The following is a 16,813-nucleotide window of genomic DNA, read 5'->3' as shown; positions in this document are numbered from 1 at the left end:
GCTACTGCACCGAGACCCGGGGGTCGAAGAGGGGATAGCACAGGTCGACGACGAGGTTGATGACGACGTAGATGCAGGCCGTGAACAGCAGGCAGCCCTGCAGCACGGGGTAGTCGCGCGCGAAGATCGAGTCGATCATCAGGCGGCCGAGGCCCGGCAGCGTGAACACGGTCTCGAGCACCGCGATGCCGCTGAGCAGGTGGCCCAGGATCAGCCCGATCATGGTGAGCGTGGGGTTGAAGGCATTGGGCAGCACGTGGCGGCGCAGCACCTGCGACTCGGGCACGCCCTTGGCGCGCGCATGCGTCACGTATTCGAGCCGCAGGATCTCGATGGTGCTGGCGCGCGACATGCGCGTGAGCACGCCGGTCTCCACCAGCAGCAGCGTGGCGATGGGAAGAATCACGTAGAGCACGCCCTGCGAGAAGTTCTCCGACATGGGCACGTAGCCCACCACCGGCAGCCAGCCCAGGTACTGGCCGAAGAACATCAGCAGCAGAAGGCCCAGCCAGAAGCTGGGCACCGAGAGCATCAGCGTGGCCGCGCCGATGATGGCGAGGTCGGTCGGCTTGTCCTTGCGCCAGGCGGCAACGAGGCCGGCGGGCACCGCGATCAGCGAGGCCAGCGCCACGGCCACCAGCACGATGACGGCGCTGACCTGGAAGCGCTCCCAGATCAGCGGCAGCACCGCCAGGCCGTTGGTGGTCGAGACGCCCAGGTCGCCCGTGAGCGCATGGCGCAGCCACACGAGGTATTGCACGGGCAGGGGCTGGTCCAGCCCCATCTGGTGGCGCATGAGGGCGAGCTGCGCGGGGTCGGCGCCTTCGCCCAGCATGAGCAGCACCGGATCGCCCGGAATCAGCCGCATGAGGGTGAAGACGGCGATGGACACCAGCAGCAGCGTCGGGATCGTCATCGCGATCCGGCGCAGGAGGTACGCGAACATGAAGACGCGGCCCCGGGGTCAGCCGGCGGCAGCGGCGAGCCGCACGTTCCAGAACCTCGGCTTGGCAGGCGCCCAGCCCTTGAAGCCGACCACGTTCTTGCGCATGGCGGTGGCGTCGCTGGCGTTGAAGAGCACGATCATCGGCACGTCCTGCAGCATCTGCTTGTGCATCTCGTCGAACAGCGCCTGGCGGCGCGCCTTGTCGCGCGACACCATGGCTTCGGTGAGGCGGGTCTGGGCATAGGGGCTGTCCCACACTTTGCGTGGCTGCGCGGCCTTGTCGCCGGACACCATCTCGTAGTTGAGCGCGGGGTCGATGCGCGCGGAGTAGACGAAGGCCATGCTCTGGTACTGGCCCTTGGTGTAGCGGTCGAGCTGGGTGGCCCAGTCGAGCACTTCGAGCTCGACGTTGATGCCGGCCTCCGAGGCCATGGCCTGCACCAGCACGGCGGCGGAGTAGAGCGCCTCGTAGCGCTTGTTGGCGATCATGCGGATCGACTGGCCGCGGTAGCCCGCCTCGGCCAGCAGCTTCTTCGCGGCCGTGAGGTCACGCTTGAAGCCGCTGCCCTGCACCGCGTCGTAGTAGGGGCTGGACGACGGCACGACCGAGTTGTTGACGGCGGAGAGGCCTTCGGTCACTGAGCGCGCGATCTCGGGCGTGTCGAGCGCCAGCGCCAGCGCGCGGCGGATGCGCACGTCCTTGAGCACCGGGTCGTTGGTCTGCAGCAGCAGCGCGACCATGGTCATGACCGGCGTGGTGTCGACCAGCACGTCGCTGCGCTTGCGCATCTCGATCACGTCCGACGGGCTGGGGCTGATGAAGGCGTCGATGCCGCCGCTGTAGAGCGCGGCCTTGGCGGCGGCCGAGTCGGGAATGACGACGAAGCGCAGGTTCTCGACCTCGGCCTTCTTGCCGCCGGTGAGGCCGTCGCGCGGCTCGGCGCGCGAGCTGTAGCCGTCGAAGCGGGTGAGTTCCACGTACTGGCCGCGCTTCCATTCCTTGAGCTTGTAGGGGCCGGTGCCCACGGGCTCCTTCCACTGGCCGTCGGGGCCGACCGAGCTGCGGTGCACGATGGCCGAGCTGCCGCAGTCGGGCCGCGCCATCATCGTGAGGAACAGGGCGCTCGCGCGCTCGAGCTTGAACACCACCGTCTTCGGGTTGGGTGCCTCGACCGAGAGCACCTTGGTCATGCCCTTGCCGTCGAACTCCGGCAGGCAGCGCCAGTTGGTGGCGGGCTTCAGGTAGCGCTGCCAGTTCCACACGACGTCGTCGGCGGTGAGCGTGGCGCCGTTCTGGAACTTCACGCCGTCGCGCAGGGTGAAGGTGTAGGTCAGGCCGTCGGCCGAGGTGTCGACCTTGCTCGCCAGCATGGGGCCCACGGAGGTGTCTTCGCGCAGCGCGACCAGGCCCTCGCCCACGTGCAGCAGCACGTTGTCGGTGTTGTCGTCGCGGTTGCCGCCGGGGTCGGTGGAGCGGATGTCGGAGTTGATCTGTATGCGCAGTGTCTGCCCGGCGCCAGCCGCGGGCTGGGCGCAGACCGAGGCTGCGGCGGTCAAGCCCAATGCCAGGGCGGCGGCGCGCAATGCACCGGCGCGCGGTGCGGAGGGTGGGCGAGAGGGGGGCACGGGTACGTTCATGACAACACTCCTGGCGTGGGCTGGGCCGATCGGATCAAGGGACAGTCGAAAAACTCAGAGGGAATACTCGGTGAAGCGATGCGCCTTGAAGGGCGCCGGCGCGATGCGCATCTTTCGTGCCGCCGGGTCCATCACGATGGTCGCGACGGTGGCCGACGAGGCGCCGCCGGGCCCCGCGCTCGGGCTGCGGCACACGGCGCGCGGCGCGCCGAAGCGGTCCTGCAACGCGTCGAGCACGTCCTGTTCGGTGAGGTCTCCGGCACGTTTGCATTGCTGCTGCAAGGCCTCCGTCACCCGGCGGTCGCGGTAGAGCGAATCGGGCGTGGTCTCCAGGCTGCGGTCGACCACGCGCGCCAGCGCGGCCGGTGTCTTGAAGTGGTTGGCATGCACCAGCACGCCGGCCTCGGGCTGCTGCCAGAACACCTGCTCGGGGCAGGTCTCCAGGCTCACGGCTTCGCCCTCGGCGTGGGTGATGATCATGTTGTTGGAGATGGAGCGCGCGGTGCGGCACACCACGCCCAGCGCGTTGGCGTACAGCGTCGACTGCAGGATGCCGCGGCGGATCAGCGCGAGCGGCACGCCTTGCTGCTTGCCGTCGTTGTCGGCCTTGATGAAGTTGCCGGTGACGGCGATGCCCGCGCTGTTGAGCCCCGCGCGCGCCAGCGTGCCTGCCTCCGCGAAGGTCAGCATCGACGGGCCTTCATCGGGCTGGATGCGCAGCACCACGCCCAGCTCCAGGCTTTCCACGCGCCAGTCCCAGTTCTGCGCGTGGATGAGCTTGCCGCTGCGCGAGGCCGATGGCATGACGACCACGCCGGTGCAGCCGTCGGGCGGCTCGGTGGCTTCGAGCTGCTGGAAGGCGTAGAGCATTTCGCTGCGCGCATTGAGCGCGACGATGTCTTCCGCCGGCACGCCCGCGCCCTCGGCCACGCCTTCGATCTCGCGCAGCATGCCGGCGTCGAAGGCCGCGACCAGCGGCATGAAGCGGCGGGCCAGCGCGCGGGTGCGGTCCCAGCCGAGGCCCACGCGCTCGAAGGCGGCGCGGTAGGTGCGCAGGCTCAGGTCGATGCGGTCGCCGGCGGCGCGGCCGTACTGCTGGCCGCGCTGGTAGGCGTCGCCTTCGATGTCGTAGAGCGGGAACGATTCGATGTCCATCTGTCTTGTCTCCTTGCTTGCGGGCTCAGGCCGCGGTGTCGGTGGGCTGGGCGGTCTGCGCGATGGCGGCGCGCAGGCTGTCCACGATCTGGTCGATGTGCTTGCGCTCCAGCGTGAAGGGCGGCGACAGCGCGATGGTGTCGCCCACCGAGCGCACCAGCACGCCGCCGTGGTCCAGGCAGTGCTGCGCCACGGCCTGCGCATGCGTGCCGGGGCCGGAGGCCCAGCCCTGCAGCTCGATGCCGGCGAGCAGGCCGACGTTGCGCACGTCGATCACGCCGGGCAGGCCGCGCAATGCGTGCAGGCATTCCTCGAAGTAGGGCGACAGCGCCGCGGCCCGGTCGATGAGGCCGTCCTGCTGGTAGGCGTCGAGCGTGGCCGTGGCGGCCGCGCAGGCCAGCGGATGGCCCGAGTAGGTGTAGCCGTGCGACAGCTCCACCGCGCTGATGCTGCCCTGCATGAAGGCGTCGTGCACCGCGTCGCGCATGAGCACCGCGCCCATCGGCACCGCGCCGTTGGTCAGGCCCTTGGCGGTGGTGATGATGTCGGGCGTCACGCCGAACAGGTCGGCCGCGAAGTTGGTGCCCAGGCGGCCGAAGCCGGTGATGACCTCGTCGAAGATCAGCAGCACGCCGTGCCTGTCGCAGATTTCGCGCAGGCGCTTCAGGTAGCCGCGCGGCGGCGGCAGCACGCCGGTGGAGCCGGCCACGGGCTCGACGATCACCGCGGCCACGGTCGATGCATCGTGCAGCGTTAGCAGGGCCTCGAGTGCGTCGGCCTTGTCGATGCCGTGCGCCGGCTCGCCGCGCGAGAAGGCGTTGCGCGCGAGGTCGAGCGTGTGCGGCAGGTGGTCGACGCCGTTGAGCAGTGGCCCGAAGGTGCTGCGCTGGCGTCCGATGCCGCCCACCGAGATGCCGCCGAAGCCCACGCCGTGGTACGCGCGCTCGCGTCCGATGAGGCGGTAGCGGCCGGCGTCGCAGCGCGCCCGGTGGTAGGCCAGCGCGATCTTCAGCGCGGTGTCGACCGACTCGGAGCCCGAGTTGGTGAAGAACACATGGTTCATGCCGGCCGGCGCCATCTGTGCCAGGCGCTGTGCCAGCTCGAAGGCGGCGGGATGGCCGATCTGGAAGTTGGAGGCGTAGTCGAGCACGTCGATCTGCGCCTTCATTGCGGCGCTGATGCGCGGGTTGCGGTGCCCGGCGTTCACGCACCACAGGCCCGCGATGGCGTCGAGCACGCGGCGGCCGTCGGCCAGGTCGTAGTACAGGCCCTCGCTGCCGACGATCAGGCGCGGCGCTTGCTTGAACTTGCGGTTGGGGGTGAAGGGCATCCAGAACGCGTCGAGCGACGCGGGGGAGGCGAGGGTGTCGGCATGGGCCACGAGATGGTTCTCCGTTGGAAGCAGCAACCCGGCTCTCGGGTCGTCGTGGGGCCGATCTTGAAATTTAAATTGTATTTTTGACACGAGATGTACATGGTTTTTTAAGCCAAAAAATACAAACCATCCGCGATGATCGGGGCCCAGACCGTGATTCCGGAGACCCCTTCGATGGCCGCAGCACAGATGGAGAAGCCCCGTGCGTCGATACCGCCGCTCACCCAGCGCGTGAGCCGCTACATCCTCGACCAGGCGCTGGCCGGCGGCTACGAGAACGGCCGCCACATGACCGAGGCCGACCTTGCCGGCCGGCTCGGCATTTCGCGCACGCCGGTGCGCGCCGCACTGCGCTTCCTGCATGAGCGCCAGCTGCTGGCCCATGTGCCCAACCGGGGCTACACCCTCGTCGCCGACCGCGAGGCGCTGGGCCTGGCCCGGCGCGAGATGCCGGAGGACGAGGAAAAGACGCTCTACTACCGCCTGCTGCGCGACCGCCTGTCCGGCAAGCTGCCCACCCGCGTCAACGAGCTGGAGCTGGCGCAGACCTACGCTGTGCCGCGCCCCTTGCTGCGCACCGTGCTCACCACACTGCTGCAGGACGGCGTGCTGCGCGGGCGGCACTACCAACGCTGGGAGTTCACCGAGACGCTCGACTCGGTCGAGAGCGAGCGCGAGAGCTACCGCTTCCGCCTGACGGTCGAATGCGCCGCCCTGCGCGAGCCGGGCTTCAAGGTCGACCATGAACGCCTGCTGGCCTGCCGCGAGCGGCAGCAGGGGCTGCTGGCGCATGCGTCGCGCTATTCGTGGATGGACTTCTTCGAGGCCAACGCGCAGTTCCACGAGCTGCTGGCCAGCGCCTCGGGCAACCGCTTCATCCTGGACGCGGTGCGCCAGCAGAACCGGCTGCGCCGCATGTCCGACCTGTCGGACTACCCGCTGGTGAACATCGACCTGCTGCACAAGTCGTGTCACGAGCATCTGGAGATCCTCGACGCGGTCGAGGACCACGACCTGGAAACCGCCGCCGAGCGCATGCACTCCCACCTGAGCCGCGCCAGCGACCTGCTCGAACGCCGCGTGATGGGCGTTCTGGGCGACTGACAACCACTCCTTTTCATCTCATGATCCAAGACAACACAGCGCTGGCCGCGGGCTGGCGCGACGGATTTCCCACGGCCGGCGCCGCCGTGCAACGCCCGCGCGAGCGGCCGGTCTTCGAGTTTCCGCACAGCCGCTGGGCCTTTTCGCACCTGCGCGAGCTGCAGCCCACGCGCAACGTGCCGCGCGGCAACGGCCCGGTGTCGGTGCTGCCGCGCGCCGAGCGTCCCGAACTCGACGAGTTGCGCTTCACGCTGCCGGCCGACGGCTCGCAGACCGACTGGCGCACCGCGCTCGAGACCATCCACGCCGACGGCGCGGTGGTGCTGCACCGCGGGCGCATCGTGTACGAGCGCTACTTCGGCGCGCTCGACGAGCATGGCCAGCACATGGCGATGTCGGTCACCAAGTCGGTCGTGGGCACGGTCGGCGCGATGCTGGCGGCCGACGGCACGCTGGACGAGCACGCCGCCGTCACCCGCTACATCCCCGAGCTGGCCGCGAGCGCCTTCGGCCAGGCAACGGTGCGCCAGGTGATGGACATGACGACCGGCATCGACTACTCAGAGGAATACGCAAACCCCGACGCCGGCGTGTGGAAGCACGCGCGTGCCGGCGAACTGCTGCCGCGCCCGGCGGGCTACGCGGGCGCCGAGGGCTACCGGCAGTTCCTGCAGACGGTGCAGGGGCAGGGCACGCACGGCGAAGCCTTCGCGTACCGCACCGTCAATACCGACGTGCTGGGCTGGCTCATCTCCCGCGCCACCGGGCACCCAGTGGCGAAGGTGCTGAGCGAACTGATCTGGTCGCGCATCGGCGCCGAACAGGACGCCTCGTTCGCCCTGGACGGCCAGGGCGCGGAATTCGCGGGCGGCGGCCTGTGCACCGGGCTGCGCGACCTCGCGCGGCTGGGCGAGACGATGCGGCTCGGCGGCTTCTTCAACGGCGCGCAGATCGTGCCCGAGGCAGTGGTGGCTGACATCCGCAACGGCGCCGACCCGGCGCGCTTCGCGCTCGCGGGCTACACGCGGCTGGCGGGCTGGAGCTACCGCAACATGTGGTGGGTGGCGCACGACGCGCACCGCACCTTCACCGCCCAGGGCATCCACGGCCAGGCGCTGCACATCGACCCCACTGCCGAGATGGTGGTGGCGCGCTTCGCCTCGCATCCGCTGGCCGCGAACGCGCACCTGCCGACCTCGATGCCGGCATTCCGCGCGCTGGCCGAGCACCTGATGCGCCACGGCGGCTGATTTCCTTCACTTCTCTTTCTTCGCTTTTCTCTTTCTTCGCTTTTTCAATGCTCACCCAAGTCACGACCAACGCGAGCCTGCAGGCCCGCAAGAACGCCGCCTGTGCCCAGGGCGTCGGCACGCTCACCCCGCACTTCGTCTCGCGCGCCGGCAATGCCGAGCTGTGGGACGTGGAGGGCCGGCGCTTCGTCGATTTCGCGAGCGGCATCGCCACGCTGGCCACGGGCCACCGGCATCCGCGCATCGTCGAGGCGGTGCGCGCGCAGCTCGACGACTTTCACCACACCTGCTTCCATGTCACGCCCTATGAAGAGTACGTGGCGCTGTGCGAGCAGCTCAACCGGCTGGTGCCGGGCGACTTCGCCAAGAAGAGCGCGCTCTTCACCACCGGTGCCGAGGCTGTCGAGAACGCCATGAAGGTGGCGCGCGTGGCGACCGGGCGCAGCGGCGTGGTCGCGTTCTCGGGCGCCTTCCACGGCCGCACTTTCATGGGCATGGCGCTGACCGGCAAGGTCGCGCCGTACAAGGCCGGCTTCGGGCCGATGCCCGCGGATGTCTGGCACGTGCCGTTCCCGGCGGCGCCGCTGGGCGTGACGGTGGAAGACAGCATCGCGGCGCTCGACCGGCTGTTCAGGACCGACGTCGATCCGCGCCGCGTGGCGGCCATCGTCATCGAGCTGGTGCAGGGCGAGGGCGGCTTCTATGTTGCGCCGCCGAAGCTGCTGGAGCACCTGCGCGCGGTGTGCGACCAGCACGGCATCCTGCTGGTCTGCGACGAGATCCAGACCGGCTTCGGCCGCACGGGCAAGCTGTTCGCGCTGGAGCACTACGGCGTGGAGGCCGACCTGGTGACCATGGCCAAGAGCCTGGCGGGCGGCTTCCCGTTGTCGGCGCTGACCGGGCGCGCCGAGGTCATGGATGCTGCCTTGGTGGGCAGCATCGGCGGCACCTACGCGGGCAATCCGCTCGCGGTGGCCGCCGCGCTGGAGACCATCCGCGTGATCGGGGACGAAAAGCTGGTGGAGCGCGCCAGCATGCTCGGCGAACGGCTCGCCGCGCAGCTGCGCTCGCTGCAGGCGCAGGAGCCGCGCATCTGCGACGTGCGCGGTCTCGGCGCGATGGTCGCGGTCGAGTTCCGCGACCCGCGCACGGGCGAGCCCGATGCCGACTTCACCCGGCGTGTGCATGCGGCCGGCCTGCAGCGCGGATTGCTGCTGCTGACCTGCGGCGTGCACGGCAACGTGGTGCGCTTCCTGTTCGCGCTGACCATTCCCGACGATGTTTTCGAGGAAGGGCTGTCGCTGCTGGCCGGCGCCGTGCTGGACGCGGCGCGCTGAGCGGCGGGTCGGTGCGCCGCCGTCAGTCGACGATCAATGCCGCATCGACGCGCCGCACGCGGTGGTCGATGTAGTAGCCGCCGAATTCGGTGTAGCGCAGCACCAGCAGCGAGCACGCGGTGCAGCGGTACACGTTGCAGCGGTTGAAGGGAAAGTGCTTCACCGAGATCGGCGCGTCTGGCGAGTCGTAGCGCGTGCCGCCGGGGTGCCATTCCTCGAAGGTCGGCTCATAGAGGTCGGGGTCGCGCAGCGTGCCGATCTGCTGCATCAAGGCCTCGGGCCAGCGTTCTTCGGTGATGCTTTCCCAGGCGGCGGTGTCCTGGAGGCGACAGGCGCAGGGCGATGCGCCGGGAGTGGATGCGAGGGCGAGTTGCCGCAGCGCGGCGGCGTCGAGGGGAAGAAATGTGGGTGTGTTCATGCGCGTGCCTGCGTGGCAGCTGCCGCCAGCTTGGCGGGCTTTGCATGATAAGGCGGCGGCCCGCGCCCCTTCGGCCGACATGCCGAGTCGGACAAGGCCGCTATCTGGCGTAGATGTCTGCGCCCAAGGGTGCGCACGCGCTGCGCGACGGCGATTTGTCTGGAAAAATGCATTTCAATGACAACAGAACCGCCGCTGACAACACAACAACAAAAGCTCCGGGTGCTCCTGGTCGAGGACGATGCCGACACGCTCGCCACCACCTTGAAGCTGCTCGAGGCCCTGGGGCATTGGGCCACCGGCGTGAAGAGCGCCGAGGCCGCGATCGCCCGCTTCTTCGATGGCGCGTTCGACGTGGTGATGGTGGACATCGGCCTGCCCGCGCTGTCGGGCCGCGATCTGGCCGAGCGGCTGCTGAATGATCACCGCGTGCCCGTGGTCTTCGTGACGGGGCAGGCCGAGCCGGCCACGGCGATGAAGGGCACCGTGTGGCTGCGCAAGCCCTACACCATCGAGCAACTGACGCAGACGCTGGAGCGTTCGCTGGCCGCGGTGAGATAGACGGAGAGGCAGCGGGCCTGGCAGGCGGGATCACTGGCGTACAAGACGGGACCGCGGGCTGCGGCCTATCGTGCGGCGGTCTTGAACTCGCACGCACCCCATGTCATCGTCTTCCGCGCTTTCCTTCACTCCTCCCTTCACTTCCTCCGGCCGCAGCGCGCTGGTGCAGGCGCCGCCCTGGCACTACGCCGGCTGGCTGGTCAATGTCGCCTTCGAATTCGACGCCGGCCGCGCTGCCGCGCTGGTGCCCGCGGCGCTCGGCACGGCCACCGGCAAGGGCTGCGTTCATTTCGCCGACTGGCAATCGTGCGGCGACGACGGGCGCGAGTTGCTCGACCCCGTGTATGCGCAGTACCGCGAGACCATCGTGGTGCTCGAGATCGCGGCCGGGCAGGGCGGCGGCGATGCGCGCTTCTACTGCCCGCTGATCTACGTCGACCAGGACATCTCGCTGCTGCGCGGCTGGCTGCAAGGCTGGCCCAAAAAGATCGGCAGCACCTGGCTCACGCGCAGCATGCCGCTGATCCACCCCGCGGCCGCGCCGCTGAGCGCGGGCAGCCGGCTCGGCGCGAGCCTGAGCGTGAAGGAGCGGCGGCTGGTCGACGCCTCGGTCAAGCTGTCGGGCGAGAAGGCCGAGCGGCGATTGGGCTTTCTTTCTGCGCCGACCGTGGGCGCCGTCGGCTGGCCCGACCTGACGCAGCCGGGCAGCAGGGCGACACCGCGTTATCTGCGCGCCGACATCATCGACCGCGTCGAATCGGGCTGGATGGCCGGCAGCGCGAGCCTGCGCTTTCATGAGCATCCGGTGGAAGAACTCGCGCTGCTCGGGCCGGTGGAGGCGACGGCGGCCAGCGCGGGCTGGACCGGCATCACGGTGCGCGGTGCGCTGCAGGCGTGACGAAGCGGGCGGCGCTACGCTTGGCGGGATGAGTTCTCCCGCCGCCGCTTCGCATGTCATCGGTCTTCCGATGGAAGGCGCCGTGCAGGTCGAGGCCATGTTCTCGGCCGACCCCAAGGCGCATTTCGAACTGCACTGGCATGCCGAGTGGAGCGTGGGCGCGATTCTCGAAGGGCGCTGCGAATTCACCTGCGCCGGCGAACGGCGCATTGCCGGAGCGGGCGACATCGTGCTGATGGCGCCCTTCATGCTGCACACGGCCGGTGTGAGTGCGCAGGGCTTTCGCATGGTGATGCTGTATGTGCCGCATGCATGGGCCGAGGCGCGCCTCGGATGGCCTGTCGGGCTGCGCGGCGAGTTGCTGAACGGCGTGTGGCATGACGCGGCGATGGCCGACGCGCTCGCCTGCGCCGCGCGGTCCGGAGACGGCGTGGCGGTCGGGCGGCTGCTGGAGCACGTCTTGCGCGCGCAGACCGGCCGCGAGCTGGTGCCGGTCGAGCGCCGCGCGGGCGACGAGCGCGTCGAGGCGATCTGCACCGCGCTGGAGACCGAAGACGCCTGCCGCATCGACCCGGGCGCGCTGGCGTCGCGGCTCGGGGTGTCGAGGGAGCACTTCCATCGCCTGTTCCGTGTCGCCGTCGGCATGGCGCCGGCCCACTATGCGCGGCTTGCCCGCATCGGCCGGGCCAAGGCCCTGCTGCGCGAAGGCCGCGCGCAGGCCGACGTGGCGGCGCAATGCGGCTTTGCCGACCAGGCGCATTTTTCGCGGTGGTTCCGTCGCTGCTTCGGCGTGACTCCGGGCAACTACATGGCACGGGAGCCCCGATGCGGGTCTCTACCGATTGAATGAATGAACCGGGATTCACATCATTGGTGAATCCCGGTTCATTTCATTCATGGCCTACAGACAGACCGCTGCCGTCGAAGCCCGCCTGCAGGACAACCGCACCCGCATCCTGCGGGTTGCCCGCTCACTGGTGAGCGAGGGCGGCTGGAGGGAGGCGCAGGTCGCCAGCGTCGCCGCGGCGGCCGGCATTGCCACCGGCACGGTGTACCGCTACTTCCCGTCCAAGGCCGAGCTTTTCGCCGAGGTGCTGTCCGCCGTGTCGCAGCGCGAAGTGGACGTGCTGGCCGAGATCGCCGCGACGCACGACTCGGCCCTGGGCCGGTTGCGCTCGGCCGTGGCGACCTTCGTGCGGCGGGCCATGCGCAACCCGCGCCTGGCTTACGCGCTGATCGCGGAGCCGTGCGACAAGGAGATCGACGAGGTCCGGCTGGTGTACCGGGCTGCGATCAGCGAGGTGATACGCGCCATCGTCGCGTCGGGGCAGTCATCGGGGGAAATGACGCCTGACATGCAGCCCGAGATTGCCGCCTCCGTCATCGTGGGCGGGTTCATGGAGGGGCTGATCGGGCCGCTGTCGCCCCTCAGCCGCCAGCAGCACCAGGACACGGACGACTACCAGCGTGAAGTGGCCATGCTGGCGGACCAGATCGCCAGGCTGGCGTGCGCCAGCGTGTCGGCTTCTTCCGCTTCTCCCGCCACGGTTCGGAAACTCTCTCGGAGACCCCCATGAACAAGCCCCTTGCCGCGGACATCCTCGAAGCGCCCGCGGATCGCTACGACACGCATGAAGTGCTCAACCAGGCGCTGCCGGCCAGCGGCTTCAATGCCTTCAGCGGGGACGCGGTGCTGAAGGCGGCAATCGAGCGCGAGGCGCCCTGGGCCGCATCGCGTTGCGAAGCGCTGGGAGCGGTTGCTGGCGACGAGGACGTGCAGGAGCTGGCGAGGCTGGCGAACCGCCATGTTCCCGAACTCCAGACGCACGACCGCTTCGGCAATCGCATCGACTGGGTCGACTTCCATCCGAGTTGGCATGAACTGATGACTCTCGCATGGAAGCACGAAGTGCCCAACCTCACATGGCGCACCCAGGAGAAGAACAGCCACTTCGCGCGCGCGGTGCTGTCGTACCTGTGGAACCAGGTCGAGCACGGAACGGCTTGCCCCACCGGCATGGCCTATGCCTCCCATGCCGGCTTCGAGGCCGAGCCGGCGCTTGCGATCTGGGCGGAAAAATCGAAAGGCACGACCTACGAGTTCAGCCGCAAGGAAGTGGGCGAGAAGCCGTCAGTGGTCGTCGGCTATGCCATGACGGAAAAGCAGGGCGGCTCCGACCTGCGCCAGACGCAGACCACGGCGCGCCATTCGCACACGAGCGACTACCACGGCGCCACTGCGAACTGGTACGAACTGACCGGCCACAAGTGGTTCTGCTCGGTGCCGCAGTCCGATGGTTTCTTCACGCTGGCCAAGGTGGATGGCGAAGTCACCTGCTTCTTCCTGCCGCGCACGCTGCCCGGCGGCAGCCACAACCGCTTCTTCGTGCAGCGCCTCAAGGACAAGTGCGGCAACAGGTCGAACGCCTCCAGCGAGGTGGAGTACGCCGGCACGCTCGCCATCCGGGTGGGGCAGGAAGGCAAGGGCATTCGCGAAATCCTCTCGCATGCGCATCTGACGCGGCTGGATTTCGCAGTGGGATCTGCCGGGCTGATGCGCCAGTCGCTCACGCTGGCGCTGCGGCACACCACCACGCGTGGCGCCTTCGGCTCGTCGATTGCCGACCGCCCGATGATGGTCAACGTGCTGGCCGACATGGCCGTGGAAGTCGAGGCCGCCACGCTGATGGCCTTGCGCGTGGCCAAGGCCACCGACCTGATGAACGCCAGCGAGCACGAGAGGCTGCTGGCCCGCATCGCCACGCCGGCTGCGAAGTTCTTCAACTGCTCACGCGCTCCCTCCATTGCCTTCGAGGCCCTGCAGTGCCACGGCGGCAACGGCTTCATCGAGGAGGGGCCGATGGCGCGCGTGTACCGCGAGTCTCCGCTCAACAGCGTGTGGGAGGGGACCGCGAACATGATGTGCATGGATGTTCGGCGCGCAATGAGCAAGGACTCGCGGACGATCGATGCGTTGTTCGAGGAACTGAAGCCGCTGGCCGGGCAGGACGGCCGCTTCGATGCACTGGTCAGCCATGCCGAGCGGCTGGTGCGCGCCGCGATCGACGACGAATTCCTGGCGCGGCCGATGACCGAGGCGGTTGCACGGGCGCTTCAGGGCGCGGAACTTCTGCGCCACGGCAGCCAAGAGGTGGTGGATGCTTTCATGAGCACGCGCGGCCCTGGTGCTTCGGGGGCATGGGGATCGCACTACGGAACGCTGGGTGGGACGGTCACGCAGGCTGCGGCACGGAAGATCGTGCATCGCGCGATGGTGACGGGCTGAGCGATCGAACCCATCCCACCGGCTCTGCCGGGCCGCAAATCCCATGAGCAGTGGCTGCATGAGAAACTACGACACCGATGCAGCCGGTGCCCCACCGGTTGGCCAGCTCACCCGGGCCGATGGGCGGTGAACGTATGGGATATAGAGATAAGTTGTTGAATTCAAACAAGAAAGTGCTTTCGGTCGCTCCGATGATGGATTGGACCGATCGCCATTGCAGGTACCTCCACCGCCTGCTGTCCCGCCACGCGCTCCTTTACACCGAGATGGTCACGACCGGCGCGCTGATACACGGCGACGTACCTCGGCACCTTCGCTTCAACACCGAAGAACACCCCGTGGCCCTGCAACTCGGCGGCAGCGAGCCTGCCGACCTGGCGCATTGCGCGAAGCTGGGCGAGGAGTGGGGCTACGACGAAATCAACCTGAACTGCGGCTGCCCGAGCGAGCGTGTGCAGCGCGGCGCTTTCGGCGCCTGCCTGATGAACGAGCCGCAACTGGTGGCCGATTGCGTGAAGGCGATGGTCGACGTGGTGAGCGTGCCCGTCACGGTCAAGCACCGCATCGGCATCGACAAGATCGAGAGCTACGAGTTCGTGCGCGACTTCGTCGGGCAGGTGAGCGAGGCTGGCTGCCACACCTTCATCGTGCATGCGCGCAACGCATGGCTGCAGGGCCTGAGCCCGAAGCAGAACCGCGAGATCCCGCCGCTGCGCTACGAACTGGTGCACCGGCTGAAGCATGAGTTTCCCGCGCTGAATTTCTCAATCAACGGCGGCATCTCGGTCAATGCACAGGTGCACGAGCACCTGCGGCTGCTCGACGGCGTGATGATCGGGCGCGAGGCGTACCACAACCCGTGGTGGCTCGCCGAATGGGACGCCGAGTTCTACGGCGCCGCGCCGCAGACGCTGACGCGCGAAGAGGTCGAGTCGCTGATGTGCGACTACATGGTCCGCGAAGCCGCCGAGCACGGCACGCAGTGGTCGTCGATCGCGCGCCACATGCTGGGCCTGCGCAACGGCCTGCCGGGCGCGCGCCGCTGGCGCCAGGTCTGGAGCGACCACCGGCACAAGACGCTGCCGCCGCACGAAGTGATGGCGATCGCGCACGAGCCGGCGGCCCAGGCGGCCTGATCCCGGCGCGCCTGTTTCGGCTTCCGGCACGGGTGTTTTCACGCCCGTTTGCCGCCAAATGAAACGCTGTTTCGAAATTGCTACTTCGTGATAAGTGGCACGTCAACCGTTTTTTGCTGAAAAATGAGGTGCATCAGGGAAATAAGAAGGTTTCGAATACATGAATGACGCGATTGGCGGCAAAGAAGAAGTGAGCGCGCTCGCCCGCGGCCTGGCCCTCCTCAAGGTCATCGGCATGGCGGCGGCACCCATAGGCAATCGCGAACTGGCAGACACCACGGGAATTCCCAAGGCCACGGTGTCGAGGCTCACCGCTACGCTGGTGAGTGCGGGTTATTTGCGACAGTCGCAAGACAACGAGCGCTTCAGCCTGGGGCCGGCGCTGCTCGATATGAGCAGTCGCTATCTGCTGCATTTCGATTTGCGCACGGTGGTGCGGCCGCACCTGGCCGAGTTGGCGGAGGCGGCCGGCGTCAGCGTGCACATGGGGGTGCGGGACGAGCTCGACATGCTCGTGATCGATTCGCTGCGGCCGCGCTCGGCGGTGATCAGCTCGCGCATCGAGGTCGGCACCCGCATGACTATCGCCACCTCGGCAGCCGGCCGGGCTTTTCTGGCGGCGCTGCCCGCGGCGGAGCAGGCCGAGCTGCTGGATCAGATCCGGATCGAGAGCGGCGAGAGCTGGCCGACCATCGAGCCGCGCCTGACGGCCGAGGTCGAGGAATATGCGAACCTGGGCTACTGCGGCTCCTTCGGCGACTGGAACCCGCACATCCATGCTCTAGGTTTCGCACTGCAGGGGCCGCGAGGCGAGCGCTATGCCGTCAGCTGCGGCGGCCCGGCCTACCTGATGCCAAAGGACGCGATGGTGGCGCGCATCGCGCCGCTGCTGCTGGAAACGGCGCGGGCCATCGCCAGGGAAATCGGCACCCTCGGCCATCACGACTGAAGCGCCGGCCCCCGAAAGGGGCTGCGCCTAGTTCGCGGCTTCGAGGCCGTTCTTGAAGTGCTCGCGCATGCGGGCCATGGCCGCTTCGGCGTCGCGCGCCTCGATGGCGGCCATCACGGCGCGGTGCTCCGACAGCGACTCCGCGATCCGCCCCGCTTTCAGCAATGAGTTGCGGCGGTTGAGCTTCATCACCTTGCGCAGGTCGGCCACCATCTGGTCGCGCCACTTGTTGTCGGCGATGGCGAGCAGCTGCATGTGGAAGCGCTCGTTCACGGCAAAGAAATGCTCGCGGTCTTTCGGGGTGGCGGCGGCTTCCAGTTCGGCGTGCAGCGCCTTCAGTTCGGCGCGCTGCGCGTCGGTGGCACGCTCGGCCACCACGCCGGCGGCGTCGCTCTCCAGAAGGGAGAGCAGGTGGTACACGTCGGCCAGGTCCTGCTCGGACACCTCGGTCACGTAGGCGCCGCGGCGCACCTTCATCGTCACCAGGCCCTCGGCCGCCAATACCTTCAGCGCCTCGCGCAGGGGGGTGCGGCTGATGCCGTACTCCTCGGCCAGCTTCAGCTCGTCGATCCAGCTGCCGGGCTCCAGCTCGCGGCGGAAGATCCGCTGGCGCAGCAGCTCGGCCACCTCTTCATAGAGGGCGCGGGGAGTAAGGGTGACGGCGGACATGGGCCGCACTGTACTTCAAAATCGGGTTTGAATTAATAATTATGGATGGGTTAGACTCCCGAACGACTTGCAAATTCGTGCAAGCAAATTT

General features: G+C 68.3%; 16 protein-coding genes. 10 read left to right on the top strand and 6 right to left on the bottom strand.

The features are described from left to right. Position 1: 1 nt before the first annotated feature. From L3V85_RS21470 to L3V85_RS21455, 4 genes are read right to left on the bottom strand one after another with little or no spacing between them, the layout of a single operon-like run. Positions 2–946 (bottom strand): ABC transporter permease, encoded by a 945-nt coding sequence (locus L3V85_RS21470; RefSeq protein WP_237674728.1) that lies wholly within the window; start codon positions 944–946, stop codon positions 2–4. Positions 947–964: 18 nt separating this feature from the next. Then, positions 965–2,584 carry an ABC transporter substrate-binding protein gene (locus tag L3V85_RS21465; protein ID WP_237674727.1) on the bottom strand — a complete coding sequence of 540 codons (1,620 nt, stop codon included), beginning with the start codon at positions 2,582–2,584 and terminating at the stop codon, positions 965–967. A gap of 54 nt (positions 2,585–2,638) precedes the next feature. Further along, a complete protein-coding gene (locus tag L3V85_RS21460; protein ID WP_237674726.1) occupies positions 2,639–3,739 on the bottom strand; it encodes a C45 family autoproteolytic acyltransferase/hydolase in 1,101 nt (366 codons plus the stop codon). Positions 3,740–3,764: 25 nt separating this feature from the next. Then, on the bottom strand, positions 3,765–5,120 hold the full coding sequence (locus L3V85_RS21455) for an aspartate aminotransferase family protein (protein ID WP_237674725.1): 1,356 nt from the start codon (positions 5,118–5,120) through the stop codon (positions 3,765–3,767). Between the two features lie 168 nt (positions 5,121–5,288). Here L3V85_RS21455 and L3V85_RS21450 point away from each other — a divergent pair, with 168 nt between their 5' ends. From L3V85_RS21450 to gabT, 3 genes are read left to right on the top strand one after another with little or no spacing between them, the layout of a single operon-like run. Further along, a complete protein-coding gene (locus L3V85_RS21450; protein WP_237674724.1) occupies positions 5,289–6,218 on the top strand; it encodes a GntR family transcriptional regulator in 930 nt (309 codons plus the stop codon). A 20-nt stretch (positions 6,219–6,238) separates the two neighbouring features. Further along, positions 6,239–7,468: a serine hydrolase domain-containing protein gene (locus tag L3V85_RS21445; RefSeq protein ID WP_237674723.1), complete on the top strand. Its 1,230-nt coding sequence runs from the start codon at positions 6,239–6,241 to the stop codon at positions 7,466–7,468. A gap of 47 nt (positions 7,469–7,515) precedes the next feature. After that, on the top strand, positions 7,516–8,805 hold the full coding sequence (gabT, locus tag L3V85_RS21440) for a 4-aminobutyrate--2-oxoglutarate transaminase (protein ID WP_237674722.1): 1,290 nt from the start codon (positions 7,516–7,518) through the stop codon (positions 8,803–8,805). A gap of 22 nt (positions 8,806–8,827) precedes the next feature. Here gabT and L3V85_RS21435 read toward each other — a convergent pair whose 3' ends face one another. Then, positions 8,828–9,223: a hypothetical protein gene (locus tag L3V85_RS21435; protein ID WP_237674721.1), complete on the bottom strand. Its 396-nt coding sequence runs from the start codon at positions 9,221–9,223 to the stop codon at positions 8,828–8,830. Between the two features lie 177 nt (positions 9,224–9,400). On the opposite strand from L3V85_RS21435, the gene L3V85_RS21430 reads away from it, so the two are divergent. The 7 genes from L3V85_RS21430 (at position 9,401) to L3V85_RS21400 (ending at position 16,053) form a co-directional block, all read left to right on the top strand. Beyond that, positions 9,401–9,784 (top strand): response regulator, encoded by a 384-nt coding sequence (locus L3V85_RS21430; protein WP_237674720.1) that lies wholly within the window; start codon positions 9,401–9,403, stop codon positions 9,782–9,784. 100 nt (positions 9,785–9,884) lie between these two features. Then, a complete protein-coding gene (locus L3V85_RS21425) occupies positions 9,885–10,682 on the top strand; it encodes an acetoacetate decarboxylase family protein (RefSeq protein WP_237674719.1) in 798 nt (265 codons plus the stop codon). 28 nt (positions 10,683–10,710) lie between these two features. Next, entirely contained in the window at positions 10,711–11,532 is an 822-nt protein-coding gene (locus L3V85_RS21420) for a helix-turn-helix transcriptional regulator (protein WP_237674718.1), read from the top strand. A gap of 46 nt (positions 11,533–11,578) precedes the next feature. After that, positions 11,579–12,259 carry a TetR/AcrR family transcriptional regulator gene (locus L3V85_RS21415; RefSeq protein ID WP_237674717.1) on the top strand — a complete coding sequence of 227 codons (681 nt, stop codon included), beginning with the start codon at positions 11,579–11,581 and terminating at the stop codon, positions 12,257–12,259. Beyond that, positions 12,256–13,968 (top strand): acyl-CoA dehydrogenase family protein, encoded by a 1,713-nt coding sequence (locus L3V85_RS21410; protein WP_237674716.1) that lies wholly within the window; start codon positions 12,256–12,258, stop codon positions 13,966–13,968. Before L3V85_RS21415 ends, L3V85_RS21410 begins: the two co-directional genes overlap by 4 nt. 134 nt (positions 13,969–14,102) lie before the next feature. Beyond that, positions 14,103–15,104 (top strand): tRNA dihydrouridine(20/20a) synthase DusA, encoded by a 1,002-nt coding sequence (gene dusA / locus L3V85_RS21405; RefSeq protein WP_237674715.1) that lies wholly within the window; start codon positions 14,103–14,105, stop codon positions 15,102–15,104. A gap of 160 nt (positions 15,105–15,264) precedes the next feature. Continuing rightward, positions 15,265–16,053: an IclR family transcriptional regulator gene (locus tag L3V85_RS21400; RefSeq protein ID WP_237674714.1), complete on the top strand. Its 789-nt coding sequence runs from the start codon at positions 15,265–15,267 to the stop codon at positions 16,051–16,053. 27 nt (positions 16,054–16,080) lie between these two features. Here the strand turns inward: L3V85_RS21400 and L3V85_RS21395 are convergent, their stop codons facing one another. Beyond that, positions 16,081–16,722 (bottom strand): GntR family transcriptional regulator, encoded by a 642-nt coding sequence (locus L3V85_RS21395; protein ID WP_237674713.1) that lies wholly within the window; start codon positions 16,720–16,722, stop codon positions 16,081–16,083. Positions 16,723–16,813: the final 91 nt, after the last annotated feature.

Origin of the sequence: Variovorax paradoxus, assembly GCF_022009635.1 — a bacterium.
In the GTDB taxonomy this organism is placed as follows: Bacteria; Pseudomonadota; Gammaproteobacteria; order Burkholderiales; family Burkholderiaceae_C; genus Variovorax.
The sequence above is the reverse complement of the archived record's forward strand: the minus strand, read 5'-3'. Positions and strand labels throughout refer to the sequence as shown.